24 protein-coding genes and 1 pseudogene are annotated in these 24933 nt (G+C 67.6%); 14 read left to right on the top strand and 11 right to left on the bottom strand.

Annotation, left to right across the window (positions count from 1 at the left end):
• Position 1 precedes the first annotated feature (1 nt).
• From OG921_RS05235 to OG921_RS05225, 3 genes are read left to right on the top strand one after another with little or no spacing between them, the layout of a single operon-like run.
• Positions 2–361 (top strand): DUF952 domain-containing protein, encoded by a 360-nt coding sequence (locus tag OG921_RS05235; protein ID WP_266111311.1) that lies wholly within the window; start codon positions 2–4, stop codon positions 359–361.
• A gap of 48 nt (positions 362–409) precedes the next feature.
• Complete coding sequence (locus OG921_RS05230; RefSeq protein WP_266111310.1) at positions 410–892, top strand: cation:proton antiporter regulatory subunit; 483 nt, start codon at positions 410–412, stop codon at positions 890–892.
• A gap of 45 nt (positions 893–937) precedes the next feature.
• Positions 938–2137: a cation:proton antiporter gene (locus tag OG921_RS05225; protein WP_266111309.1), complete on the top strand. Its 1200-nt coding sequence runs from the start codon at positions 938–940 to the stop codon at positions 2135–2137.
• A 64-nt stretch (positions 2138–2201) separates the two neighbouring features.
• Here the strand turns inward: OG921_RS05225 and OG921_RS05220 are convergent, their stop codons facing one another.
• Together OG921_RS05220 and ppgK are read right to left on the bottom strand one after the other, a co-directional pair.
• Positions 2202–3560 carry an RNA polymerase sigma factor gene (locus OG921_RS05220; protein WP_266111308.1) on the bottom strand — a complete coding sequence of 453 codons (1359 nt, stop codon included), beginning with the start codon at positions 3558–3560 and terminating at the stop codon, positions 2202–2204.
• A gap of 121 nt (positions 3561–3681) precedes the next feature.
• Complete coding sequence (ppgK, locus tag OG921_RS05215; RefSeq protein ID WP_266111307.1) at positions 3682–4461, bottom strand: polyphosphate--glucose phosphotransferase; 780 nt, start codon at positions 4459–4461, stop codon at positions 3682–3684.
• A gap of 100 nt (positions 4462–4561) precedes the next feature.
• Here ppgK and OG921_RS05210 point away from each other — a divergent pair, with 100 nt between their 5' ends.
• Positions 4562–5461, top strand: coding sequence for an inositol monophosphatase family protein (locus OG921_RS05210; RefSeq protein WP_266111306.1), 900 nt, complete (start codon positions 4562–4564; stop codon positions 5459–5461).
• 11 nt (positions 5462–5472) lie between these two features.
• Here the strand turns inward: OG921_RS05210 and cei are convergent, their stop codons facing one another.
• Complete coding sequence (gene cei, locus OG921_RS05205) at positions 5473–6159, bottom strand: envelope integrity protein Cei (protein ID WP_266111305.1); 687 nt, start codon at positions 6157–6159, stop codon at positions 5473–5475.
• Between the two features lie 410 nt (positions 6160–6569).
• Between cei and OG921_RS05200 the strand changes: the two genes are divergently transcribed.
• On the top strand, positions 6570–6872 hold the full coding sequence (locus OG921_RS05200) for a DUF4193 domain-containing protein (RefSeq protein ID WP_266111304.1): 303 nt from the start codon (positions 6570–6572) through the stop codon (positions 6870–6872).
• Between the two features lie 55 nt (positions 6873–6927).
• On the opposite strand, the gene OG921_RS05195 is transcribed toward OG921_RS05200, so the two are convergent.
• Positions 6928–7443 carry a DUF3093 domain-containing protein gene (locus tag OG921_RS05195; RefSeq protein ID WP_266111303.1) on the bottom strand — a complete coding sequence of 172 codons (516 nt, stop codon included), beginning with the start codon at positions 7441–7443 and terminating at the stop codon, positions 6928–6930.
• A gap of 33 nt (positions 7444–7476) precedes the next feature.
• Here OG921_RS05195 and dut point away from each other — a divergent pair, with 33 nt between their 5' ends.
• Both dut and OG921_RS05185 read left to right on the top strand, forming a co-directional pair.
• Complete coding sequence (gene dut / locus OG921_RS05190) at positions 7477–7992, top strand: dUTP diphosphatase (protein ID WP_266111302.1); 516 nt, start codon at positions 7477–7479, stop codon at positions 7990–7992.
• Between the two features lie 2 nt (positions 7993–7994).
• A complete protein-coding gene (locus OG921_RS05185) occupies positions 7995–8936 on the top strand; it encodes a DUF3710 domain-containing protein (RefSeq protein ID WP_266111301.1) in 942 nt (313 codons plus the stop codon).
• Between the two features lie 11 nt (positions 8937–8947).
• Here OG921_RS05185 and OG921_RS05180 read toward each other — a convergent pair whose 3' ends face one another.
• A complete protein-coding gene (locus OG921_RS05180; protein ID WP_266111300.1) occupies positions 8948–9676 on the bottom strand; it encodes an alpha/beta hydrolase in 729 nt (242 codons plus the stop codon).
• A 133-nt stretch (positions 9677–9809) separates the two neighbouring features.
• Here OG921_RS05180 and OG921_RS05175 point away from each other — a divergent pair, with 133 nt between their 5' ends.
• From OG921_RS05175 to shbA, 3 genes are all read left to right on the top strand, one after another.
• Positions 9810–10187 (top strand): OB-fold nucleic acid binding domain-containing protein, encoded by a 378-nt coding sequence (locus OG921_RS05175; protein WP_266111299.1) that lies wholly within the window; start codon positions 9810–9812, stop codon positions 10185–10187.
• A gap of 72 nt (positions 10188–10259) precedes the next feature.
• Positions 10260–11039, top strand: a complete 780-nt coding sequence (locus tag OG921_RS05170) for a DUF3159 domain-containing protein (RefSeq protein ID WP_266111298.1) — start codon at positions 10260–10262, stop codon at positions 11037–11039.
• Positions 11040–11163: 124 nt separating this feature from the next.
• A complete protein-coding gene (shbA, locus tag OG921_RS05165) occupies positions 11164–11760 on the top strand; it encodes an RNA polymerase sigma factor ShbA (protein ID WP_266111297.1) in 597 nt (198 codons plus the stop codon).
• A 7-nt stretch (positions 11761–11767) separates the two neighbouring features.
• On the opposite strand, the gene OG921_RS05160 is transcribed toward shbA, so the two are convergent.
• Positions 11768–12433, bottom strand: a complete 666-nt coding sequence (locus tag OG921_RS05160; RefSeq protein WP_266111296.1) for a TrkA family potassium uptake protein — start codon at positions 12431–12433, stop codon at positions 11768–11770.
• 8 nt (positions 12434–12441) lie between these two features.
• Positions 12442–13125 (bottom strand): TrkA family potassium uptake protein, encoded by a 684-nt coding sequence (locus tag OG921_RS05155; RefSeq protein ID WP_266111618.1) that lies wholly within the window; start codon positions 13123–13125, stop codon positions 12442–12444.
• A 135-nt stretch (positions 13126–13260) separates the two neighbouring features.
• On the opposite strand from OG921_RS05155, the gene OG921_RS05150 reads away from it, so the two are divergent.
• Together OG921_RS05150 and OG921_RS05145 are read left to right on the top strand one after the other, a co-directional pair.
• The gene (locus OG921_RS05150; protein WP_266111295.1) at positions 13261–15264 is read left to right on the top strand and encodes an APC family permease; all 2004 of its coding nucleotides are present in this window, start codon (positions 13261–13263) and stop codon (positions 15262–15264) included.
• Positions 15261–16523: a class I SAM-dependent RNA methyltransferase gene (locus OG921_RS05145; RefSeq protein ID WP_266111294.1), complete on the top strand. Its 1263-nt coding sequence runs from the start codon at positions 15261–15263 to the stop codon at positions 16521–16523. Before OG921_RS05150 ends, OG921_RS05145 begins: the two co-directional genes overlap by 4 nt.
• Positions 16524–16579: 56 nt before the next feature.
• Here OG921_RS05145 and OG921_RS05140 read toward each other — a convergent pair whose 3' ends face one another.
• The 3 genes from OG921_RS05140 to glsA all read right to left on the bottom strand — a co-directional run bounded on the left by OG921_RS05140 (position 16580) and on the right by glsA (position 20303).
• Positions 16580–17413: an ABC transporter permease gene (locus OG921_RS05140; RefSeq protein ID WP_266111293.1), complete on the bottom strand. Its 834-nt coding sequence runs from the start codon at positions 17411–17413 to the stop codon at positions 16580–16582.
• Positions 17410–18384, bottom strand: coding sequence for an ATP-binding cassette domain-containing protein (locus tag OG921_RS05135; RefSeq protein ID WP_266111292.1), 975 nt, complete (start codon positions 18382–18384; stop codon positions 17410–17412). The genes OG921_RS05140 and OG921_RS05135 overlap by 4 nt, the downstream gene beginning before the upstream one ends.
• Before the next feature lie 116 nt (positions 18385–18500).
• A complete protein-coding gene (gene glsA / locus OG921_RS05130) occupies positions 18501–20303 on the bottom strand; it encodes a glutaminase A (protein WP_266111291.1) in 1803 nt (600 codons plus the stop codon).
• A 216-nt stretch (positions 20304–20519) separates the two neighbouring features.
• Between glsA and dxs the strand changes: the two genes are divergently transcribed.
• Positions 20520–22472, top strand: a complete 1953-nt coding sequence (dxs, locus tag OG921_RS05125) for a 1-deoxy-D-xylulose-5-phosphate synthase (protein ID WP_266111290.1) — start codon at positions 20520–20522, stop codon at positions 22470–22472.
• 215 nt (positions 22473–22687) lie between these two features.
• Positions 22688–23639 (top strand): annotated as a pseudogene (locus OG921_RS05120) (hypothetical protein).
• Positions 23640–23649: 10 nt separating this feature from the next.
• Here the strand turns inward: OG921_RS05120 and OG921_RS05115 are convergent.
• Positions 23650–24933, bottom strand: a complete 1284-nt coding sequence (locus OG921_RS05115; RefSeq protein WP_266111289.1) for a ribonuclease D — start codon at positions 24931–24933, stop codon at positions 23650–23652.

Raw genomic sequence — 24933 nt, 5'->3', positions numbered from 1 at the left:
CATGACGCGGCGCACGCAAACCCTGCTGCACATCTGCACTCTCGAAGAGTGGTTGCAGGCTCGCCGCGCCGGTGAGCACCGTCCGAAATCACTTGAAACACAGGGATTCGTGCACCTGTCGGCGCCCGACCAAGTGCACCTGCCTGCCAACCGGCTGTTCGCCGGACGCACCGATCTGGTGCTGCTGCGACTCGATCCGGTCCGGCTCGGATCGCCCGTCCACTGGGAGCCGGGTGTGCCGTCGGACCCCGAATCGATGCGCTTTCCGCACCTCTACGGCCCGCTGCCCGCCGCTGCTGTGATAGCTGTCACATCCTATGAGCCGGACGCCGACGGGACGTTTGCACCGGTCGCGTCCTGAGCCTCGGGTTGGCCGCATTTGTCCGGTTGCGGGGGATAGGCTCGGATCGTGAATGTGGAAGTGACTCCGCTACCCGGCATCGGGGTGCGCAAGGACTTCGAAATCGGGTCCGGCCGCCGGATCGGCGTGGTGTCGCGGCGCGACGGAACACTCGACCTGATCGTCTCCAAGGCCGACGACCCGGACGCCATCGCTGCGCAGGTACCGCTGTCCAACGAGGAAGCCGCCGTGCTCGGCAACCTCCTCGGCACTCCACAGCTCGTCGCGCAGCTGCAGGAGGAGCACCGCGACCTGCCGGGCATCAATACGCGACAGATGCCGATCGGTGAGGGTTCGGCCTACGACGGTCGCACCCTCGGTGAAACCGGGATGCGGACCCGCACGAAGGTCTCGATCGTCGCCGTGATGCGGGCCGGCCAGCTGCAGCCGTCGCCCGGGCCGGACTTCACCTTCACCGGTGGGGACGTGCTCGTGGTCGTCGGTACGTCCGAAGGGCTCGACGGCGCGGCCAAGATTCTTACGCACGGATGAGCGGGGCCGCCGAGCGCCCGCGCGCCGACCCGGACAACCCCCGAGATGGATGAAACCGCGACCGCGCTCGTCGAGCTCGGCGCGGTTATCTTCGCCCTCGGAGTCCTCGGTCGTCTCGCGAACCGCGTCGGCATGTCGCCGATCCCGCTTTACCTGCTCGGTGGTCTAGCCTTCGGTCAGGGCGGGCTCTTCCCGCTCGGCGAAACTTCGGAGTTCAGTCACCTCGCCAGCGAACTCGGTGTGGTGTTGCTATTGCTGCTACTCGGACTCGAATACACCGCGTCGGAATTGGTGACGGGTCTGCGTCGGTCGTGGATGGCCGGTGTCGTCGACATCGTGCTCAACGCGACACCGGGCGTGGTCATGGCGTACGTGCTCGGCTGGGGCAGCGTTGGCGCGCTCGCGCTCGGTGGTGTCACCTACATCTCGTCGTCGGGCATCGTGGCCAAGGTGCTGACCGACCTCGGTCGGCTCGGTAACCGCGAGACCCCGGTGGTGCTGTCGATCCTGGTGTTCGAGGACCTGACGATGGCGGTCTACCTTCCGGTGTTGACCGGCGTTCTCGGTGGGGTCGGTCTGATCGGCGGCCTGCAGACCGTCGGGATAGCGCTCCTCACGATCACCGTTGTCCTCGTCGTCGCGTTGCGCTACGGGCGGCAAGTGTCGGCGATCGTGCACAGCGAGCACCGCGAAGTTTTCCTGCTGCAGTTGCTCGGCGCCGCCCTGCTGGTCGCCGGGGTGGCCTCCGCCCTGCAGGTGTCCGCCGCGGTCGGCGCGTTCATGCTCGGCATCGCCATTTCCGGCTCGACGGCACGCAGTGCGGCCAAGCTGCTCGAACCGTTGCGGGATCTGTTCGCGGCGATGTTCTTCGTGGTGTTCGGTTTCAACACCGACCCGACCCTGATCCCGCCCGTACTCGGTGCGGCCGTCGTGCTTGCGGTAATCACCACCGCCACCAAGGTGGCCACCGGCTGGTGGGCGGCGAGTCGTCAGGGCGTACGCAAGCTCGGCCGTGCGCGCGCCGGTGCGGCGTTGGTCGCGCGCGGGGAGTTCTCCATCGTCATTGCCGGCTTGGCGGTCGTCGCCGGTGCCGTCGACGATCAACTGGCTGCACTGGCCACCGCCTACGTGCTGTTGATGGCGATCATCGGGCCGGTCGCGGCGCGGGTGGTCGAGCCGACGGTGAACCTGGTGACCCGTGTGCGCAATGCCGGACGGGACCGCTTCCCGGACACGATGGCCTGAGCGGTCCACCTACGAAATGGGAAAGGGCGGACGCCGATCGCGCCCGCCCGTTCCGACGTTGTTGCTAGTCCAGGTAGTCGCGCAGAACCTGCGAGCGGCTCGGGTGGCGCAGCTTGGACATCGTCTTCGACTCGATCTGGCGGATGCGCTCGCGCGTCACGCCGTACACCTGACCGATCTCGTCGAGCGTGCGTGGCTGGCCGTCGGTGAGGCCGAACCGCAGCCGCACGACGCCGGCTTCGCGTTCGGACAGCGTCTCGAGCACCGACTGCAGCTGATCTTGCAGCAGCGTGAACGACACCGCGTCCACCGCGACCACGGCCTCACTGTCCTCGATGAAGTCGCCGAGCTGGCTGTCGCCCTCGTCGCCGATCGTCTGGTCCAGGGAGATCGGCTCACGCGCGTACTGCTGGATCTCCAGCACCTTCTCCGGCGTGATGTCCATTTCCTTGGCGAGCTCCTCCGGGGTGGGCTCGCGGCCCAGGTCCTGGAGCAGTTCGCGCTGGATGCGGCCGAGCTTGTTGATCACCTCGACCATGTGCACGGGGATGCGGATGGTGCGGGCCTGGTCGGCCATCGCGCGGGTGATCGCCTGACGGATCCACCAGGTCGCGTACGTGGAGAACTTGTAGCCCTTGGTGTAGTCGAACTTCTCGACTGCGCGGATCAGACCGAGGTTGCCCTCCTGGATCAGGTCCAGGAATGCCATGCCGCGACCGGTGTAGCGCTTGGCCAACGACACGACGAGTCGCAGGTTGGCTTCGAGCAGGTGGTTCTTGGCGCGGTTTCCGTCGCGGCAGATCCAGGCCATGTCGCGGCGTTCGGTGGGGGTGTACTTCTCGCCCTTCGCAGCCTTCTGCTCCATGAGGAAGGTGGCGTAGAGCCCCGCCTCGATGCGCTTGGCGAGTTCGACCTCCTCCTCGGCGTTGAGCAGTGCGACCTTGCCGATCTGCTTCAGGTAGGCGCGAACCGAATCCGCGGACGCGGTGAGTTCGGCGTCCTTGCGCGCTTGGCGCAACGCCTCGGACTCCTCCTCGTCCCAGACGAAATCACCGGACGCCTTGTCGGCCGCGGTCGGCTCGTCGGCCGTCTCCTCTTCGGCCTCGGCGACCACGACCTCGGCTTCGCCGGTCGCGAGGGCGCCCTCGGGAACGTCGAGGTCACCGATGTCGGCGACTTCCTCGGTCTCGGGCTCGTCGCCCGTGCCCGCGGCCTTCGTCGCAGTCTTCTTCGCAGCCGTCTTCTTGGCCGCGGTTTTCTTGGCCGGCGCCTTGCGGGCGGTGGTCTTCTTGGCGGCAGCCTTCTTGGCGGGCGCCTTCTTGGCAGGCGCCGCTACTGCAGCGGCTGAGGACTCTGCCGGAGCGTCGGTACCATCCGATTCGACGGGCGAATCGGCGGTCTGACGGGTATTCGTGGCTACCACGTACGCCCTTTCGTGACGAGGTCGTGCAGCGTCACGCCAGAGTGCTTTCCGGCGGAGCGGTCTGTCGGGTTGAACCGGCTATCAGCCGGCCGACAACCATTGTAACGATCAAAATCGATCGCTACGAAAGCGCGGCGGCTGCGGTCGCTGTTGCGCCCTCCGCAGCCATCGCTGCGCCCACGATCCCAGCGGTGTTCAACAGCTTCGCGGGAACGATCGGAGTCCGCAGGTCGAGGTGCGGGATCCACTTCTCGCCCTTGCGGCTGATGCCCCCGCCGGCGATGAACAAATCCGGCCAGAACAGCTCTTCGTATCGCCGCAACACGCGAGTGACACGCTCGGCCCAGCTCTCGTAGGACAGGCCCTTGCGATCCTTCACCGAGGAGGCCGCCCGGTGCTCGGCCTCCTTGCCGTCGACCTCCATGTGCCCGAGCTCGGTATTGGGCAACAACATCCCGTGGTTCAACACCGCGGAGCCGATGCCGGTGCCGAAGGTCAGCAACATCACCACGCCCGCCACGTCCCGGCCGGCGCCGTAGGCGTCTTCGGCGAGTCCCGCGGCGTCGGCGTCGTTGAGGACGGTGACCGATCGGCCACCGAAGGCATTCGAGAACAGCTCGACGGCGTCGGTGCCGATCCACGAGTGGTCGATGTTGGCCGCCGTGTGCACTTTCCCTGCCTTGACCACGGACGGCAGTGTGAGACCGACAGCGCCTTGCCAGCCCGCCTCCTCGACGATCTTGGCCGCCGTTTCGGCGATGGCGTCGGGTGTCGAAGGTTGCGGGGTCAGAATCTTGATCCGTTCGCCGATCAGCTCGCCGGTCCGCAGATCCACCACGCCGCCCTTGACGCCGCTGCCGCCGACATCGATACCGAACCCGCGTTGGCCTTCCTTCGGCATTGCTCTCTCCTGAGTCTGAATCGGATGCGGGAACCGGACACTGCCACTCTCGCGTCACACACTAGTGCGTCCCAAGCGATTTCTATGGTCCGATTGGCGGGTGCGCCCCACCACCGACACCGCCCCGTCGCAGACAACCGATCCATACGTCCTGCGGGCGGTGGCCGTCCAGGTCGCGACCGAAGCCGCCGACCACATTCGCCGGCGGCGGCCGCAGGTTTTCGGCCCCTCCGAGTCGGCGGGCGCGGTGGCCGGACCCGCAGCAGTACAAGCGAAAAGCACCGCGACCGACCCGGTGACGGTCGTTGATACCGAGGCGGAGCAGTTGATCCGGCGGCGACTCGAGCAGTTGCGCCCGGGCGACGCCGTGCTCGGGGAGGAAGAGGGCGGTTCGGCGTCGGTCGACGGTGTGCTGTGGGTCGTCGACCCGATCGACGGCACCGTGAACTTCCTCTACGGAATTCCCGCCTACTCGGTGTCAGTCGCTGCACAGATCGACGGCCGCTCCGTCGCGGGAGCGGTGATCGACGTGGCGGCAGGCGTGCTCTACAGCGCGGCGCGTGGCCACGGCGCCACCCGGACCGACGCTGCCGGCGTCGACGTCGCGCTGCGGTGCAGGCCGGTGGACACCGTCGGCATGGCGTTGGTGGCGACCGGATTCGGCTATGCCGCCGGACGGCGTGCGGTACAGGGCGATCTCGTCGCGCAATTGTTGCCGCGGGTTCGTGACATTCGCCGAATCGGGTCGGCGGCGCTGGATCTGTGCATGGTGGCCACCGGACTGGTCGACGCGCATTACGAGCACGGTCTCAATGCCTGGGACTGGGCTGCGGGCGCGCTGATCGCCGCGGAGGCAGGAGCGCGCATCGTGGTCCCCGACCCGACGTCGCCGGGCGCGGTGGGCGAGATCGTCGTGGCATGCGCGCCGGGTATCGCCGACGAGTTCCTCATGATTCTCGGCGAGGTGGGGGCGCTGAACGCGATCCCGGCGCACCGATAGCCCGGGACGGTTCAGCAGCGGGCCGTGCGAGCCGCCTCGAGCAGGTCGATGTCGAGTGGCGCCGAACTCATCCCCCCGGGAGCTTCGCGCAGGGTGCGCAGCACCTCTTCGGCGTCGTTGTTCGGCGAGATGTCGCTGAAGTAGTTGCCGAGCGCCAGGTCCACCGAATCGTCGGGGCGGGCGTCCTCGATCAATTCGGCACACGGCGCGATCAGTTGAACCGACGCGGCCGCCGCAGCTCCGTTCGGCCCGAATCGGATCTGTGCCGAGCACTCCATGTTCTGGTCCAGGTAGATCGGATCGTTGCCGACCTGGACGTCGGGCGCGCTGGCGAAGCCGTAATCGGACAGCTGAGCCGCGATATGTGCGGCCTGGCCGCGCTGACCGTTGGCGTTGTACACCCGGACCTTCGTCGCCGACAGCGCCGCGGGTTCGACGTCTGCGAGGCGACCGACGCCGACGCGGGAGCCGAGCGGGGCGGTCGGGGCCGCGCCGGGCTCGAGCGAAGCGGGAACCGCCGGACTGTTGCAGCTCATTGCGGTGGTGCTCGCCGCTGTGCTGTTGAACACACCGATCCAGACGATTCCGCACACCATGGCGAGCACGCTGACCATGATCAGCCAGGGTATGGGGCGGCGTCGCTCGAACCGCCTGCCCCTCGGATCCGTGGCCGTACCCTCGGTGATCAGTGAAACCACGTCTAGCGCCCTTCCCTCCACCGTGCCGCGTCGTCGCTCACTGTAATCGTGCCGCGCCCCCGAAACCGGCAGGTGCGGCGGGTGTGGGAGGTCGCACAACGTCTCGATTGGCTCATGACTTGGTGACGATTTGGTGGACAGTTCCGGCGCGGCGCGGCGTCAACTACCGCTTGTGCTGCACCTTCCGCTACAGTCTGCCCGCTCAGGGACGCAGATCCGCTGCTTAGTGATCGACTAGTTCGGGGAACAAACACGCAAGGGCCGGCGTTGGTCGGTTCCTGGTCGTGGGCATTTTGCACGGGTCCCGGACGTTGTTCGGACACAGTAGTTGCGCACCACCGGCGGTCCGGCCGAACCCTACGTTCGACACAGCCGGACCGGGATCGACGAAAGGCAGAGGGGAAGACGGTATGGCAACCGACTATGACGCACCACGGCGAAGCGAAGCCGACGAGGTGTCCGAGGATTCACTGGAGGAACTGAAGGCCCGCAGGAACGAGGCACAGTCGGCGGTAGTCGACGTCGACGAATCGGATACGGCCGAATCGTTCGAGCTTCCGGGCGCGGATCTATCCGGCGAGGAGCTCTCGGTCCGGGTGATTCCGAAGCAGGCCGACGAGTTCACCTGTTCGAGCTGCTTCCTGGTGCACCACCGCAGCAGGCTCGCGAGTTCGGCGAATGGTCAGCTCGTCTGCATGGACTGCGCGGCCTGATCGGATCGGCATTCGGCTCCGGGCCGGCGTCGATCCGGGAAGGACCGATCCGTGATCAGTGGGCTGCGCCGGCGTCGTTCAGCGCCGCGAGCAGCCGATCCGGGCGTCGTGTACTCACCAGCCAATACGGCGTTGGATCGTCCGGATCATCGAGAACCACCAGAATCATCTGCCGAATCCACGCGCGGTGTTGCACGTACGCGGCCGGGTCGAGCTGCCTGCCGAGTGCCGCGCTCTTGGCGCTCCCGGGCACCCCGGCCGCGCGGGCGATCACATCCACCGGAAGGTGCGCGCGCCCGACCATCAGCTCGGCGACCGCGTCGCGGGGGATAACAACCTCCACCCGCAACCGGCTCAACCACATCAGGACCCAGATCGGCACCGGCGCCAGCAGCAGATACGGCAGCCAACCCGGTACTGCGCGCACGCCCATGTCGATTTCCGCGGCGAGCAATGCTGTGATGCCGAACGCAATTGGCCACCACCACAGCGGTACCCACAGACGCTCGGAATAGCGGACTGCGCCGGTGCCGTCAGCGTCAACCGGCGTCGGACTCGATCGTTCTGGCACGGACCAAGCCTAGAGAAGGGGCAGCTGCGCGTAATGTCGGACCTCGTGATGGGACTCGAACCGGTACCTCTGCTCCGCCTCGATCCCGGCATCGAGATCCCCCGGCGGGCACATCCCGGTGATGCCGGCGTGGACTTGTGCACGACCGAGGACGTGATTATCGAGCCCGGCGAGCGCGTGCTGGTCGGCACCGGAATCGCCATCGCACTGCCGGTGGGGACGGTCGGTTTGATCCATCCCCGCTCCGGCCTTGCCGCAAAGTGCGGCCTCTCGGTGGTAAACACGCCAGGCACCGTCGACGCGGGCTACCGCGGCGAGATCAAGGTGTGCCTGATCAACCACGATCCGCGAGCATCGATCGAGTTGCGTCGTGGCGACCGTGTCGCGCAGCTGCTCGTCCAGCGGGTGGAACTGGTCGACTTCGTCGAGGTGACCTCGCTCGACGAGACCGCTCGTGGAGCAGGCGGATACGGCTCCAGCGGTGGCCACGGCAGCCTGCTCGCCGAGGCCGCGGCCGGCGTCGAGCCGCAAATCGAGAAAGAGGCGTAGCGATGTTCGGACGACGCAAGAAGGGTTCCGCTCGGGACGGAGCGGAGGACGAGGCGAGCGACTCCCCCTCCGACATCGCCGAACCCGCCGAGCGCGAGGACGACGATCAGGACCCGCCCGCTCCGGAGGGCATCGGTCCGTACGACATCGAGGATGTGGACGACGAGCTCGCCGCGGTACTCGAGCAGCGTCTCGATCTCGGGTCCGTGGTGGTTCCGGTGCCCGAGGGCGCCCAGCTGCAGGTGGAGATGGGACCGGACGGCACCCCGCAGGGAGTGCATCTGACCACTTCGCACGGCCGGATCACGGTCGCCGCGTACGCCGCCCCGAAGTCGCGTGGCCAATGGCGCGAAGTGGTCGGCGAGATCGCCGATTCGATGCGCGAACAGAACCTTTCCGTGTCGATCGAGACCGGGGAATGGGGTCGCGAACTCGTCGTGCCCACCCAGGCTGCCGATCTGCGTTTCGTCGGTGTCGATGGACCGCGCTGGATGGTCCGACTCGTCGCCGCTGCGCCGCCCGGAGCGGGTGTCCCGTCGGACGGACCGCTGGCCGCAGCGTCGCGCGCCGTGCTGCGCGAGACGGTGGTGCGCCGCGGCACCGACCCGCTGCCGGTGCGAGCGCCGCTGCCCGTGGTACTGCCCACCCAGCTCGCCGAACAACTCGCGGCCGCCTACAACCAGCAGGTCGCGGCGCAGCAAGCCACGCAGGGACAGCCCGGCCAACAGCCTGCCCCGTCCCCGCAAGTGCCTGCCGAAGCGCCCGCCTCGCAGGCGGATTCGCCACAGCCGCCGCCGGTGGCCTCGGCCAACGCCCTTGCAGGCCAATCGGCGGACACCCCGGCAGGGGAATCGGCCCCCGGCTCGGGGCAACCCAAGTCGAAGCGCCGGCGCGGATCTGCGATGCAACAGATCGGGCGAAATCCCGGTGAATCGAACCGCTGATCCCGCCGCAGTCAGTCCGAAGGGCCGAGGTGTGACCAGCCGAGTTCGGTGAGCGCGGCAATTCCGGCCCGGCCGAGGGTGGCGGGATCGGCGCCGACCTCGTCGAGCGTGACCTTGGCGAGAGCCGCATTCGGGAGCAGCGCCGCCCACTGCCAGGCGACCTCGAAGGGATGCACCGCATCGTCCACTACGCCGACCACGCCGACCGGTGTGTCGATACGGGCCAGTTGGGGTGCGTCGGGTGCCGTGTAATCGGCGGCCTCGTCGAGTGCCCGAGCAAGGTGCGGCCAGTGCTGCGCCCAGGACCGGGCGAGTGCTTCGGCGAGCCAGGGTGGGCTGCTTGCGCGCATCTGCTCGGTGACCGCGTCCAGTCCGTCGGCGCGTAACCGCTGCGCGGTGAAGCGCGCGCTGTGCGCGGCGGGCGCGGTGTCCGGCGCCCCGGTCCAGGCGGGCATGGTGGCGAGAACGGCGGCCGCCGCAGCCGGTCGGCGCGCGGCCCATTCGAGGGCGACGGCTGCACCGATCGAGATCCCGGCGGCGACGATTGCGCCGTGCCGATCGGCCGCGTCGTCGAGCGCGGCGAGGTAACTGCCCACCACCTGCAGTGGGTCCGGCTCGACCGCGATCGTTGTGATATCCAGCACAGCGAAAGCGGGCTCGAACGCGCGCAGGACGAAATCGGCGTCGGAGCCGCTACCAGGCAAAACAACGGCCACGGTAGGCCCGCTCGAGGACTGCATGCAGCGATTGTGCCCGCCGTGGGATGCGCCGCAATACCCGAGTGGTCACCCGTCCTAGATCGGTCTACAGTGGCGAACGAAGCTTCCTATACACGTGGCACCGCCGACGCGCCACAGATTTCCAGGAGTCGCGATGTCCACCGCAGCCACAGGATATTTCCGGCGGCTCACCCGCAGGCTCACCGAGGATCTGGCCGAGCGCGACGCGGAGGAGATGGCCGAGACCGCTGGGGCGTCCGGCGCACAGCACGCGTGCGACTGTAGCCGCGGCGACGAGGTGACCATGCTTGGTCGGCTTCGCAGTGTCGATGCATGTTCGAAGTCCGCCGGGGCAAGCATGCAGGCGGAGTTCTTCGACGGCACCGACACGGTCACGCTGGTGTGGATCGGTCGTCGCCGTATCCCGGGTATCGAGCCCGGGCGCAAACTGATGGTCCGTGGTCGCGTCGGCGAACGCGACGGCGCCAAGGTGATTTTCAACCCGTACTACGAACTGCAGGGCAACGCCTGAGTTCGATTGGCTTCGCAGGCTCCACCACGGCGCGCTTCGCGTGCCTATCGTTCGCTGTGGCACGCTCGTGAGGTGACCGACAGGCAGCCGGCGGACGAATCCGATCCGGAACGACCCCAGACCCTCCTCGAGCAGCTCGGCGGGGTCAGCGGCCTGATCTATTCGACCGTTCCGGTTCTCGTCTTCGTTCCGATCAATGCGATCTTCGGCCTGACCGCCGCGATCTGGGCGGCGCTCGGCTCCGCCGGAATCATTCTCGTGCTGCGCTTGGTGCGCCACGAACCGATCCAACCGGCGATATCCGGTTTTCTCGGCGTCGGAGTGTGTGCGTTCATCGCCCATCGCACCGGAGATGCCAAGGGCTACTTCCTTTTCGGGATCTACACGAGCCTCGCCTATTGTGCGGTATTCCTGGTGTCCATCGTGGTCAGGTGGCCCCTCGTCGGCGTCGCGTGGGGCATGTTGAACGGACTCGGCACCGCGTGGCGGCGCAACCGGAGTGCGGTGCGCGCCTACGACATCGCCACCGCAGGCTGGGCGCTGGTGTTCGGTGCGCGGTACCTCGTGCAGTCGTGGCTCTACGACAGTGACCACACCGGTTTCCTGGCGTTCTCCCGGATTGCGATGGGCTGGCCGTTGGCGGCGCTCGCCGTCCTGCTGACGATCTGGGCGGCACGGCGAAGTGACCGGATGCTTGCCGAGGAGGAGGCGTTGGCCGTGACCGCGGCCCTGGGCCCAGACTCGGTGGGCCCAGACTCGCTGGACCCGGACTCGGTGGGCCCCGACTCCGTCGGTCCCGGCACGGTGCAACCGGCCGACGAGTCGCCGAAGCCCGATCGCAAGCAGCACTGACCTTTTCGCTCACCCCAACGCGCGTGCGGGGGTGGGGTCGAACCATCCCTGGGGTTCCTAGTAGCCGGCCGCGGTTCGCCGGACGATCGAATGGACTCGATCGAATCCAGGAAGGACCGCACCGATGGCTGATCCCGAGATGGTCAAGGCACTCGACGATCTCGTCGTTCGAGCCGTAGCCGGCGACGAGGAGGCGGTCACGCAGATCGTTCGCCTCGTGCACCCGCTGATGGTGCGCCACTGCGCGTCGCGACTGCGCAACCGCGACGATCTGCATGTCACCGCCGACGACGTCGCGCAGGAAATCTGTATGGCCGCCGTGGCGGCGATTCCGCGCTACCAGGACCGGGGCCGGTCGTTCCTCGCGTTCGTCTACGGCATCGCGGCGAACAAGATTGCCGATGCGCGCAGGCGCAGCCGGATCCATCCGCTCTGCATCGTCGATGACGTGCCCGAGCGTGAATCCGTCGAGCCGGGCCCCGAAGAGCTGGCGTTGCATTCGGAGCGCAGTCTCGCCACCGGCGAACTGATGAAGGTGCTCGCGCCCAACCATCGGGAAGTGCTCATGATGCGGATCGTGCTCGGCTGGTCCGCTGCCGAGACCGCCGAGGCGATCGGCACCAGCGCCGGGGTCGTGCGCGTGATGCAACATCGGGCCCTGAACCGGCTGCGCGCCGAGCTCGGCCGTAAACCCGTTGTACGCGAACTCGTCTGCGCCTGAGTCGGCGTCAGTTCGTCATCAGGCCGAAGATCTCGCGCAGTTCGTCCTCCACCTCGACCGACGCGACGAACAGCAGTTCGTCCCCGCCCTCGATCGGGTCGTCCGGCTGCGGGACGATGACCCGTCCGCCGCGCAGGATCGTCACCAGCGCGGCGTCACGGGGAAGCTTCACCTTGCGCACCGGCTTGCCCGCCAGGGCGGTGTCGTCGGGCAGGGTGATTTCCACCAGGTTCGCCTGGCCCTTCCGCAGCGTCATCAGCTGTACGACGTCGCCCACCGTCACGGCCTCCTCGACCAACGAGGCGAGAATTCGCGGCGTGGACACCGCGACATCGACACCCCACGACTCGTCGAAGAGCCATTCGTTGCGCGGATCGTTCACCCGCGCCACCACGCGCCGGACGCCGAACTCGGTCTTGCCGAGCAGGCTGAGCACCAGATTCGCCTTGTCGTCGCCGGTTGCGGCAATGACGACCTCGTAGGTTTCCAGGCGCGCGGTCTCGAGCAGGCTGAGCTCGCAGGCGTCGCCGTGCACCCAGATGGCCTGGGGAACCGCGGCGACATCGACGTGGCCGAGTTGGCGCTCGATCAACATCACCTCGTGGTCGTTGCGCAGCAGCTCGCGGGCGATCGATCGGCCGACCGCGCCGGCTCCGGCGATTGCGACTCTCATCTACTCACCTAGCTCTCGATCGGTGGGTTGCCGACCACGGCGGCGGCTTCGCCGATCGTGCCCGAGAGAGCAGCGACGTAGACCGTGTCGCCGTCCTGGATGACCGTCTTGTGTTCGGGGAGCAGTCCCTCTCCGTAGCGCAGCAGGAACGCCACCCGCACCCCGGTGGCAGACTCGAGCTCGGCGACGGTGTGGCCGAACCAATCCTCGTGGACGGTGAGTTGAGCGATCGCGACCGCCCCCGAGGGATCGCGCCACCGCGTCGCATCGGTTTCCTGAATCAGCGCCTGCATGAACCGGTCCGTGGTCCACGGCACCGTCGCCACAGTCGGAATGCCGAGCCGCTCGTAGACCGCGGCGCGCTTGGCGTCGTAGATCCGGGCGACGACGCGTTCCACCCCGAAATTCTCCCGGGCCAGGCGCGCAGAAATGATGTTGGAGTTGTCGCCCGAGGACACCGCGGCGAAGGCGTCGGCCTGTTCGATACCCGCCCGCATCAGCACATCGCGGTCGAAGCCCATCCCGACCACCTTGCGGCCATCGAAGGACGCGGCGAGACGCTGGAACGCGCTCTCGTCGCGGTCGATGATCGCCACGTCGTGCCCGATCCGGGTGAGTGCGGCGGCGAGCGCAGAGCCCACGCGGCCACATCCCATGACCACCACGTACAACCTGCTACCCCGATCGTCGATGGATGCTGCCCGGCAAGTTCACCACGCGACGCAACGGTAGCGCTCCGGATCGGTGCGCCGTCGAGACGGTGGGTGAAATCTTCCTTCGACACGGCTGATGCTCCGCGCCAGAGGGCAGCGGCATACGCTTTGGCGGTGTCCAAGGTAACCACCGCGACCAAGCGGTTGCTGCTGGGCCGGCCCTTCCGCAGCGATACGTTGGGCCACACCCTGCTGCCGAAGCGGATCGCCCTGCCCGTGTTCGCATCCGACGCCATGTCGTCGGTCGCGTACGCGCCGGAGGAGATCTTTCTGGTTTTGTCCGTCGCCGGGTTGTCGGCGTACATGTACACCCCGTGGATCGGTCTCGCGGTGTGCTTCGTGATGGCAGTCGTCGTGGCGAGCTACCGGCAGAACGTCCACGCCTACCCGTCCGGCGGTGGCGACTACGAGGTCGCGACGACGAATCTCGGACCGAAGGCCGGTCTCACTGTCGGCAGCGCGTTGCTCGTCGACTACGTGCTGACCGTGGCGGTCTCGATCTCGTCGGCCGCGTCCAATATCGGCTCGGCCATCCCCTTTGTTGCGCACCACAAGGTGCTGTTTGCGGTCGCGGCGATCGTGCTGCTGAGCGCGATAAACTTGCGGGGTATCCGGGAGTCGGGGGCGGCGTTCGCGATCCCCACCTACGCCTTCATCTTCGGCACGTTGGGGATGCTGGTCTGGGGCCTGTTCGACGTGTTCGTCCTCGGGTCCGACGTCCAGGCCGAATCGGCCGGTCTCGATCTGCAGGCGGAGCAGGATCATCTGTACGGACTGGCGTTCGTGTTCCTCATCGCCCGCGCGTTCTCCTCCGGCTGTGCGGCGCTCACCGGCGTCGAGGCAATCAGCAACGGTGTACCGGCATTCCGCAAACCGAAGTCGCGCAACGCCGCGACGACGCTGCTGCTGCTCGGCGGGATCGCGATCGTGCTCCTGATGGGGATCATCGTGCTGGCCAAGAAGATCGGGGTGGTCATCGCGGAGGATCCCGAGACACAGTTGGTCAACGCGCCGGAGGGTTACCACCAGAAGACGCTGATCGCGCAGATCGCCGAGGCCGTCTTCTCCGGCTTCCCGCCCGCCTTTTACTTCATCACCATTGTCACCGCACTGATCCTCATCCTGGCGGCCAATACCGCGTACAACGGCTTTCCGGTGCTCGGCTCGGTGCTCGCGCAGGACCGCTATCTGCCGCGCCAACTGCACACCCGCGGCGACCGACTGGCATTCAGCAACGGCATTCTGTTCCTGTCCGGTGCCGCCATCGCCTTCGTGGTGTTTTTCGGCGCCGAGGTGACCAAGCTGATCCAGCTCTACATCGTCGGCGTGTTCGTGTCGTTCGTGCTCAGCCAGACCGGCATGATCCGGCACTGGACACGGCATCTGAAGACCGAGACCGACCCCGAGGCGCGGGCGCATATGAAGCGTTCGCGCGTGATCAACGCCGTCGGGCTGGTGATGTGCGCGACCGTACTGATCATTGTGCTGATCACGAAGTTCCTTGCCGGGGCGTGGATCGCGATCGTCACGATGGCGGTGATTTTCGGAATCATGACGTTGATCCGCAGGCATTACGATGCGGTCAGTCGGGAACTCGAGGAACAGGAGTGGGAAGGTGTGCTGCCCAGCCGCACCCACTCGATCGTGCTGGTGTCGAAGCTGCACATGCCCACCAAACGGGCACTGGCCTACGCGCGCGCGACCCGCCCGGACACGCTGGAGGCGATCACCGTCAACGTCGACGAGCCCGACACGCGAGCGCTGGTGCGCGAGTGGGAGCGCAGTGACGTCATGGTGCCGTTGAAGGTGATCGAGTCGCCCTACCGCGAGATCACCAAGCCGGTGCTCGATTACGTAAAGCGGTTGCGCCGCGACGCGCCGCGCGACGTCATCACCGTGTTCATTCCCGAGTATGTGGTGGGGCACTGGTGGGAACAGGTGCTGCACAACCAGAGTGCGCTGCGACTCAAAGGGCGGCTGCTGTTCGAGCCCGGCGTGATGGTGACGAGCGTGCCGTGGCAGCTGAACTCCTCCGAGCATGCAAAACGAGCCCACTGGGACAGCACCGCACCGGGGTCGATCCGGCGCGGTTACACCGAAGAGTCCGACCGGAAATGAGCTGGCTCGGCGACGTTTTCGAAGTCCGGCTCGGCAAGCCGGGGCACGGTGGTTTCTGCGTTGGGCGGCACGAGGGCCGGGTGGTTTTCGTCCGGCACGGGCTGCCGGGCGAACTCGTTGCGGCAACGGTGACCGAGGACCGGGGCGGCTCGTTCTGCCGAGCCGATGCGACGGACATCGTCGAGGCTTCGGCCGACCGGATTCCCGCGCTGTGCCCGGTGTCCGGGCCCGGCGGTGCCGGGTGCTGCGACTTTTCGCATGCGACGCTGCCGGCGCAGCGGGCCATCAAGGCGAGCGTCCTCGCCGAACAGTTGCAGCGCGTCGCGCGGATCGAGCGCACCGTGCAGGTGGAGGAACTGCCCGAAACGGGGAAGGGGTCGGGCTGGCGCACCCGGGTGCGGCTCGCCGTGGACAGCGACGGCCGGGCCGGCGTACACCGCTATCGCAGCACCGACGTGATCGCCGATTTACGTTGCCCGCAGCCGGTTCCCGGCGCGCTGGCAGACCTCACCGACGCGCAGTGGGAGCCCGGCGCCGAACTACAGATCGCCGTCGACGGTTCCGGTGCCCGGCATGTCGTCGCGCTCGCCCCGGTTCCGGTGTCGCGGACCGGGCGGGCGAGCAGCGGGCGCCGCGGTGCCATGGCCCGTCGTGCCGCGGCGAATCGTCCGCGCCGCAACGACGTCGCGATCGGCAGCGGACGTGCTCGCGAAATCGTCGCAGGCCGGACCTGGGAGGTCGACGCGACGGGGTTCTGGCAGGCGCATCGCACTGCGGCACAGACGTATTCGGATGTCGTCGCGCAGTGGGCGGCGGCGCCCGAGGGAGCGACGGGCTGGGACCTCTACAGCGGGGTCGGGGTGTTCGCGGCTCGGCTCGCGGAACAGGTCGGGCCCGCCGGTGCCGTGCGAGCGCTCGAGTCGTCGCGTACCGCGGTGGACGACGGGTCAACGGCATTGGTCGATCTACCGCAGGTGCAACTGAGTGTCGGCCGGGTGGAGCGCGCGCTGCCCGAGCTGGCCGGGGAGCCGGCGGTGGTGGTGATCGATCCACCGCGCGCCGGCGCCGGCCGCCCTGTGGTGTCGGCGATCGGGGAGCGGGGGCCGCAGCGGGTGGTGCATATCGGTTGCGACCCAGCCTCGTTCGCCCGCGATGTCGCGCTCTACGCAGAGCACGGGTACGAACTGGCAGAGCTGCGCGCCTTCGACGCATTCCCGCTGACCCATCACGTGGAGTGCATCGGCCTGCTCACCCGCTGACCGCGGCTGCGCCCTGGCACACGCGGGGCCCTCGAGAGAACTGGGTCTCGGCGAACTCAGCCCTTGCGGTTGTACAGCCGCATGCTGATCGGTCCGAACACGGCCACGAACGCCGCGCTCCAGCCGAGCACGATGCCGACCTCGCCGATCTCCACCGAGCCCTGCATCAACCCGCGTGCGGCAGTGGCGAGGTGGCTGATCGGGTTGATCCCGACGAACGCCTCGAGCCAGCCCGGCATGGTCGCCGGGTCGACGAAGATGTTGCTGGCGAACGTCAGTGGGAACAGCACGAGGAACGACACCACCATGACGGCCTGCTCGGTGCGCAGCAGCAACGCGAACATCGTCCAGATCCACGAGATCGCGAACGCGAACACCAACAGCAGCACTGCCGCGGCGAGCACGCCGGGCACGCCGCCCTCCGGGCGGAACCCGATGATCAGGCCGAGTGTCACGCTGATCGTGATCGCGATGCAGTAGCGCACCACGTCGCCGAACAACGCACCGACGAGCGGGGCCGGACGCCAGATCGGCAGCGAACGGAACCGATCGAAGACACCCTTCTCGATGTCCTTGTTCAGCGTGAGCCCGGTGTACATCGTGATCATCACGACCGTCTGCACGACGATGCCCGGCAGCAGGTACTGCAGGTAGGCGTCCGTCGAGCCGGCAAGCGCGCCACCGAACAGGTAGGTGAACATCAACGTGAACAGGATCGGGAACATCGTCACGTCGAACAACTGCTCGGGTACGTGCTTGATCTTGAGCACCGCCCGCCACGCGAACGAGAGCGAGGTAGACCACGCTCCGGCAGTGGCCGGGCGGGCCTGCGGATCGAGCAGGACGTCCCGGATATCCAGTGCGACGGGTCGGTCGCCGACGCTGGTCATGATGCGCTCCTCTCGTACGCGGTGTCGTCGGATTCGGATTCGGCGTGGTGCCCGGTCAATGCCAGGAACACCTCGTCGAGACTCGGCTGCCCGAGCGCGAAGGTCGCGATCGGGATGCCCGCCTGCTGCAGTGCCGGCAGCGCTGCCGCGGCTCGCTCCGGTTCGGGGAGGCGGGCGGTGATCGAGGCCGGGTCCGCTTCGAGGCGCACCTCGGTGCCGAGCACGCGGCCGAGCACGTCGGCGGCGTCGGACCGGCGCGCCGAATCGAGCACCCGCACATGCAGCGCGCCCGCCCCGACCGAGGCCTTGAGTTCGCCGGTGGTGCCTTCGGCGATCACCCGGCCACGGTCGATCACCGCGAGCCGGTCCGCGAGTTGGTCCGCCTCGTCGAGGTACTGCGTGGTCAGCAGTACGGTGGTGCCGCCGGCGACGAGTGAGCGGACAATCTCCCAGACCTGGTTGCGACTGCGTGGATCCAGCCCGGTGGTCGGCTCGTCCAGGAAGATCAGCTCGGGCGTGACGACGATGCTCGCGGCGATATCGAGCCGGCGCCGCATACCGCCGGAGTAGGTCTTCACCGAACGTTGTCCGGCCTCTGTGAGCTCGAATGCGTCGAGCAGTTGGACCGCCCGGCGCCGGGCAGCGGGCCACGCGAAGCCGTACAGCCGAGCGAGCAGCACCAGGTTTTCACTGCCGGTGAGATCCTCGTCGAGCGCGGCGAATTGACCGGTCAGCGCGACCTTCGACCGCACCGTGGCGCCTTCTGCTGCCACGTCGTGCCCGAGCACCGTCGCGGTGCCCGCGTCGATCTGCAGCAATGTCGCCAGCATCCGTATGGTCGTGGTCTTTCCCGCGCCGTTCGGGCCGAGCACGCCATAGACACCGCCGGACTCGACCGCGAGATCGACGCCGTCGACGGCGGTGGTTGCGCCGAACCGTTTGACCAGTCCATGCGTTTCGATGGCGAGCATCACGCACCTACTTCGATTGCCTGCGTTTTCTGTGCAGTCCAGAGTGTCCGATTCGGCATCGTGGGCGCAATCGAATTTCGGGTGGTCCGTCCCGGGAGCCGACGGCGAGCGGGTCCTCAGCCCAGATCGCCTTGCCCGGCAACGATCCGGAACACACTATCGAGTTGGCCGTATGCGGTGGCAGCAAGTCGTTCCAGCAGAAGCAGTTTCAGCTGCGGAGCCGCAGCGGTGAGACGATCGAAACGATCGGGAGACAGCACCGCCAGGCGCGTCGGGGTGTCCGCTCTGGTGTCGGCGAGAATCTCGCCGCCGACGAGCATGGGGATTTCGCCGAACGACATTCCGGCGCCGAGTGTCGTGACCCGATGTGTCGCGCCGTCAATGCCGGGCAGTGTGGTGCTGACCTGGCCGGCCAGCACCAGGAACAGTCCCGACCGCGGCGAACCACGTTGCACCACAATCTCATCCATGCCGTACTCGCGGATCGCGAATTCACCGATCAGGTGGTCCTGATCGGTTTGGCCGAGCCCGCGCAGCAACGGGTGCGCGGGCAGGTCGATCTTGGTGGGGATCCGCACGCCCCCGCCGTGCCGTTCGAGCAGCAGATCCTCACACCACTGAGTGGCCGCGTCGAGGTCATCGAACACGCGCTCGTCGTGGGCGGGTGTGCCGCGGCGCTCGGGATCGATGAGCGCCGACTCGCAGCCCTGCTCGGCGAGTGCAAGCCGCATCCGGGCGAGCAGGCGATGTGCCACCGCGCTGACGTCGTCCACCCGGCGCACATCGAGGACGAGCGCGTCGAGGTTGTCGCTCTGCGCGGTGATCTCCCGGACTGCGATCTCGGTGCCGGCGAAGAGTAGGTCGCCGTGTAACTCGTACACCCGCGCGCGTGAACCGTGTCGGTCGAGTACCGCGCGTTCCTCCGGTGCACGACGCTGCCGCGACGGAACTGCGTCGACTCCGTGGCTGGACCGGATCGTCGAGCGTGCCTCGCGGGTGACGCGAAGGAAATGCAGTTCGAGCCGGCGCGAGAGCTCCCGGCACGCGGCGACGCCCCGCACGCTGTTGCCGTGCTGATCGAGCCGCGGGGAGAACACCGCGACCCCCACCTGGCCGGGGAGCACGGCGAGGACGCATCCGCTGACGCCGCTCTTGGCCGGCATGCCTACCGCGGTCACCCAGTCCCCGGCGGCGTCGTACATCCCGCACGTCGTCATCACCGACAGCACTCGGCGGGTCAGTTCCGGGTCGAGCACCTTGTCGTCGGTGAGCGGCTGGCGCCCGTTGTTGGCCAGGGTGGCAGCCATCATCGCGAGATCGCGGCAGGTGACATCGATCGAGCACTGCCGGAAATACAGGTCGACGGCTTCGTCGGGGTCGCCGTCGACGATGTCGAACGAACGCAGCATGTGTCCGATGGCCCGGTTGCGGTGCCCGGTGCGAGCTTCCGAGGTGTAGACGGCCTCGTTCAGGGACAACTCACGGCCGGCGAAGCGCGAGTAGTAGCTGCGCAGGTGTTCGAACCGCTCGGCCACATCAGAGCCGGGGATGAGGGCGGCCGCGGTGATTGCGCCCGCATTGATCATCGGGTTGCGCGGCCGGCCGCTGACCGGATCGAGGCTGATCTCGTTGAATGGTTCACCGGACGGTTCCACATCGATCCGCTCCGCCACGGCGTCCATCCCGTGTTCGGACAACGCGAGGGCGTAAGTGAACGGTTTCGAGACCGACTGGATGGTGAACGGCCGATCGGCGTCGCCGTGCGCATACAGGTGGCCGTCACTGGTCGCCAGGCATAGCGCGAACGAGTCGAGGTCGACGGCGGCGAGTTCGGGAATGTAGTCCGCGGGCGCCCCATCCTGATTGTTGCGGCAGTGGTCGAATACTTCCTCGACGAGCTGTTCGACGACGTTGCGCATGCGATCACATTAGTCAGGCACTCGTAACCGCGGGCACTTCTCATTCCCGCCGCACACGGACATATCCGCTGGACACCAGTGGCGGTGGTGACGCACGCCGCGCGCGGTGGCGCGACCCGCGGACGGGATGGAGTCGGGCATCGGAATTGCTCCGTACACTTGCACCAAGTGTTCGTCCGCAGCCGATGCGGATCCATTGCCGAGGGAGCGGTTTCGTTGGGTGTACTTGCCAGGGTCGAATCGCCCGACGATCTTCGCGGCCTCACCGCCGCTGAGCTGGCCGAACTGGCCGTCGAGATCCGCGACTTCCTGGTTCAGAAGGTGTCCGCGACCGGCGGGCACCTCGGACCGAACCTGGGCGTCGTCGAGCTGACCCTCGCAGTGCACCGCGTCTTCGATTCGCCCACCGATCCGGTGCTGTTCGACACCGGTCACCAGTCCTACGTGCACAAGATCGTCACCGGCCGTAAGGACCAGTTCGACACGCTTCGTAAAGGCGGCGGTCTGTCCGGCTATCCGTCGCGTGCCGAGAGCGAACACGACTGGATCGAGTCCTCGCACGCGTCGGCCGCGCTGTCCTATGCCGACGGTCTGGCCAAGGCCTTCGAGCTCTCGCAGCAGCAGCAGCGGCACGTGGTGGCGATCGTCGGTGACGGCGCGCTGACCGGCGGCATGTGCTGGGAGGCGCTGAACAATATCGCCTCGGGCGGGAACCGGTCGCTGGTGATCGTGGTCAACGACAACGGACGCTCGTACGCGCCGACCATCGGCGGCTTCGCCGACCACCTCGCGGCGCTGCGCCTGCAGCCGCAGTACGAGCGGGTGCTCGATGTGGGGCGGCGCTACCTGCAGCGACTACCCAAGGTGGGGCCCACCGCCTACTCGTTGCTGCATGCGGTGAAGGTGGGGCTCAAGGACGCGATCAGCCCGCAGGTCTTGTTCACCGATCTCGGCATCAAATACTTCGGCCCGGTCGACGGGCACAACCAGCAGGCGCTCGAGTACGCGTTGGCGAAGGCGAAGGACTTCGGCGGCCCGGTGATCGTGCACGCGGTGACGCGCAAGGGGATGGGCTACGAGCCGGCCGAGTCGCACGAGGCCGATCAGATGCACTCGTGTGGTCCGATCGATCCGCTCACCGGTCTGTCGGTCGGCACCGGCAGCGCGACTCCGGACTGGACCTCGGTGTTCTCGGCCGAATTGATCGAGCACGGCCGCCGGCGCTCCGACATCGTCGCGATCACGGCCGCGATGGCGGGACCGACCGGTCTGGCGTTGTTCGCGGAGCAGTTCCCGGAGCGCACCTTCGATGTCGGCATCGCCGAGCAGCACGCGATGGCGTCGGCCTCGGGACTCGCGCTGGGCGGAATGCACCCGGTCGTGGCGATCTACTCGACCTTCCTCAACAGGGCGTTCGATCAGCTGCTGATGGATGTCGCTCTGTTGAAGCAGCCGGTCACCCTGGTTCTCGACCGGGCCGGCATCACCGGATCCGACGGGGCGAGTCACAACGGCATGTGGGACCTGTCGATCCTCGGCATCGTCCCCGGTATCCGGGTGGCGGCACCACGCGACGCCGCGACGCTGCGTGCCGAACTGGGCGAGGCGCTGACCGTCTCCGATGGACCGACCGCGATCCGTTTCCCGAAGGGTTCGGTCGGCGTCGACCTTCCGGCGCTGACCCAGGTGGGTGGCATCGACGTGCTCCACACCGGTGAGTCCGGCGACAACGGTGCGCTCGGCGGTGATGTGCTGATCGTTGCGATCGGCCCGTTCGCGGAACTCGCGATCGAGGCCGCGGGCAGGCTGGCGCAGCAAGGGATTTCGGCGACGGTCGTCGATCCGCGGTGGGTCCTGCCCGTCGCACCCGCACTGACCGAGATGGCCGGCAAGTTCCGGCTCGTCGTCACCGTCGAGGACGGCGGCGTGCACGGTGGCGCCGGTGCCGCGGTGTCGGCCGCGTTGCGCGCCGCGGACGTCGACGTGCCGAGCCGCGAAGTCGGTGTGCCGCAGCGGTTCCTGGACCACGCGTCACGCGACCAGGTGCTGCGCGAGCTCGGCCTCACCGCCCAGGATGTGGCCCTGCGGATCACCGGCTGGGTTGCCGGACTCGCTGACGATGTGGCCGGCGAGCACGCACGGACCGACGCCGACTTCACCCAGTCGTAGGCCCGACGGGCGCTGCCGCGGAGGATCGAGCGCGGTGTGCACCCCCCTTGTCGGGATGAACGGAACCGTTCAGTCGACCTGATCGACTGAACGGTCCGTTCATTCGATGTGAGGTCGTAGTGGTACTTGTCCACACCCTCGTAGCTATCCACAGCCCGCACCGAATGCCCTGCTGTTGAGGCAGTGCGGATTCTCGGACTCCGCATGATGTGTTCGTGCGTAGAGGAGTTTGGGCCGAGAATCCGGATGTACTCGCCGAGGCGTCCACGGACTTCGTCATTCGGGTTGCCGACCTGACGCGATTCGGGTTGTCGAATTCGACGATCGCGAATCGGTGCCGATCCGGCGGTCCATGGCAACGACTCCTGCCAGGCGTTGTGCTTACACACAGCGGGGTTCCCACCGCGCGCCAGCGAGCGATCGCGGCGCTCGCCTATTGCGGCAAAGGCGCAGTGCTCACGGGCCGCGCCGCACTGCGCGAATATGGGTACGGGCGCTACGACGGTGACGTGCACATTCTGCTGCCAGACCGGCGCCGCGCTCAATCTGTTTCGTTCGTTCTCGTCGAACGGACGGTCCGCCTGCCAGAGCCGGTGATCCGGAACAGCCTGCCGTGTGCGCCCCTACCCCGCGCTGTCTTGGACGCCGCCCGCCGACTCAGCACGTTGGATCGCGTGCGAGCGCTGATCGCCGAGGTTGTGCAACGCGGCGATGTCACAGTCGAAGAATTATCGGCCGAACTCGAAGATGGGAGCGTCCGTGGGTCCGCGCTTCCCCGAACGGTTCTCGAGGAGGCCAACGCGAATGTGCATTCCGTGACCGAGGCCGAAGCTCGCAAATTGTGGCTTCGCAGCCGGCTTCCAGAGATGGTCTTCAACGTCGACATCGTGACGAGCACCGGGGAGTTCATCGCGCGCCCCGACGGCTGGATCGACTCGGTGGCCTTCGCGTGGGACATAGATTCGCTCGACTGGCACCTCTCGCCGGAGCGGTACATCGCGACAACGGAACGGCGGGCAATCGCACGGAATCATCGTTCTTCCGACCGTGCCGAAAGCGATTCGAGAGCGACCCGATGACGTGTTGCGGCACCTCGTCGCGCACTATCGGCTTGCGTCTTCTCGCCCGCGCCCCGCTGTCAGAATCAGCCCCAGATCGACCGACTGAACGGAACCGTTCAGTCGACCTGATCGACTGAACGGTTCCGTTCAGTCGATGCGGTCAGCGCGGCGCTGAGCCCGGCGACCGTGAGCTCGCGCTGCCACGCTCGCGCCGCGCCCGCCGCGAGGAAGGCGTCGATGTCGGCCGCGAGCGTCGGACTCGTCGTGTCGACGCCGTCCCAGCACAACCGGCGCAGCAACTCGGGGGAGAGCAGGTTTTCCACCGGGATCGACAGTCGTTCACCGATTTCGGTCATCACCGCGCGCGCTGCGGTCAGCCGGGCCGCGGCCTCGGGATCGCGTTTCGCCCAGCGATTCGCCTGCGGCGGGCCGTCCGGGGGCTGCGACACCCTGGGCAGCTCGCTCGTCGGCAGCATCTGCGCCGCCTCGATGGCATCCATCCAATGCCGCGAGCTGCGACGCTGACGCGGTCCGCCGAAGATGGGCAAGCGGCGCAGGTCCGCGACGGACTTCGGGTCCGTCGTCGCGGCCGACACGATCGCGGCGTCGGGCAGCACCCGTCCGGGCGCGATGTCGCGTTCGGCGGCGAGCTCGTCCCGCGCGGTCCACAGCTCACGCACGACGGCGAGTTGGCGTGGTGACTTGAGAGTGTGGATCTGCGAGGTCCGCCGCCAGCGATCCGGTTTCGGTGCCGCGGCGGGCCGCGTGCGGACGTATTCGAATTCCTCGGCCGCCCAGGCGGTCTTGCCCTGTTCGTCGAGTATTCGCGCGACCTCTCCGCGCAGTTCGAGCAGCACCTCGACATCGAGGGCGGCGTAGTTGAGCCAGTCGTGCGGCAGTGGCCGGCGCGACCAGTCCGCGGCACCGTGGCCCTTGCGCAGTTCGAGACCGAGCAGGTGCTCGACCATGGCCGCCAGCCCGACGCGGTCGAGTCCGGCGAGGCGGCCGCCGAGTTCGGTGTCGTACAGCGCGGCGGGGCGCAGCCCGATTTCGGCCAACCCGGGCAGGTCCTGATCCGCGGCGTGCAACACCCATTCGAGTGGATTGATCACCTCGGCGAGCGGGGTGAGGTCGCCGGTCAGCGGAATCGGGTCGAGCAGCACGGTCCCGGAGCCCGCGCGCCGCAACTGCACCAGGTATGCACGGTTGGAGTAGCGGAATCCGGACGCGCGCTCGGCATCGACGGCGAGCGGGCCGTGTCCGGCTGCCAGCCGCGCGACTGCGTCCCGCAGCCCGGCGGAGGATTCGACCACCGGCGGAACGCCCTCGGCAGGGGTGAGTAGCGGTGTCGGCACTTCCGGGGCGGCCTGTTCGGCCGTCGTCTCGCTCGAATCCGGCAT

The organism is Aldersonia sp. NBC_00410 (genome assembly GCF_026342035.1).
Lineage (GTDB): Bacteria > Actinomycetota > Actinomycetes > Mycobacteriales > Mycobacteriaceae > Aldersonia.
Note: the sequence above shows the minus strand (reverse complement) of the source record. Positions and strands in the feature narration are given on the sequence as shown.

Coding starts and splice junctions, on each gene's coding strand:
- OG921_RS05145 (WP_266111294.1), top strand. CDS start 15,261: ATGAGCTGGCTCGGCGACGTTTTCGAAGTCCGGCTCGGCAAGCCGGGG.
- OG921_RS05115 (WP_266111289.1), bottom strand. CDS start 24,933: ATGCCGGATTCGAGCGAGACGACGGCCGAACAGGCCGCCCCGGAAGTG.
- OG921_RS05180 (WP_266111300.1), bottom strand. CDS start 9,676: ATGCAGTCCTCGAGCGGGCCTACCGTGGCCGTTGTTTTGCCTGGTAGC.
- OG921_RS05235 (WP_266111311.1), top strand. CDS start 2: ATGACGCGGCGCACGCAAACCCTGCTGCACATCTGCACTCTCGAAGAG.
- OG921_RS05200 (WP_266111304.1), top strand. CDS start 6,570: ATGGCAACCGACTATGACGCACCACGGCGAAGCGAAGCCGACGAGGTG.
- OG921_RS05175 (WP_266111299.1), top strand. CDS start 9,810: ATGTCCACCGCAGCCACAGGATATTTCCGGCGGCTCACCCGCAGGCTC.
- OG921_RS05135 (WP_266111292.1), bottom strand. CDS start 18,384: ATGCTCGCCATCGAAACGCATGGACTGGTCAAACGGTTCGGCGCAACC.
- shbA (WP_266111297.1), top strand. CDS start 11,164: ATGGCTGATCCCGAGATGGTCAAGGCACTCGACGATCTCGTCGTTCGA.
- OG921_RS05140 (WP_266111293.1), bottom strand. CDS start 17,413: ATGACCAGCGTCGGCGACCGACCCGTCGCACTGGATATCCGGGACGTC.
- ppgK (WP_266111307.1), bottom strand. CDS start 4,461: ATGCCGAAGGAAGGCCAACGCGGGTTCGGTATCGATGTCGGCGGCAGC.
- OG921_RS05160 (WP_266111296.1), bottom strand. CDS start 12,433: ATGAGAGTCGCAATCGCCGGAGCCGGCGCGGTCGGCCGATCGATCGCC.
- dut (WP_266111302.1), top strand. CDS start 7,477: ATGTCGGACCTCGTGATGGGACTCGAACCGGTACCTCTGCTCCGCCTC.
- OG921_RS05225 (WP_266111309.1), top strand. CDS start 938: ATGGATGAAACCGCGACCGCGCTCGTCGAGCTCGGCGCGGTTATCTTC.
- glsA (WP_266111291.1), bottom strand. CDS start 20,303: ATGCGCAACGTCGTCGAACAGCTCGTCGAGGAAGTATTCGACCACTGC.
- OG921_RS05185 (WP_266111301.1), top strand. CDS start 7,995: ATGTTCGGACGACGCAAGAAGGGTTCCGCTCGGGACGGAGCGGAGGAC.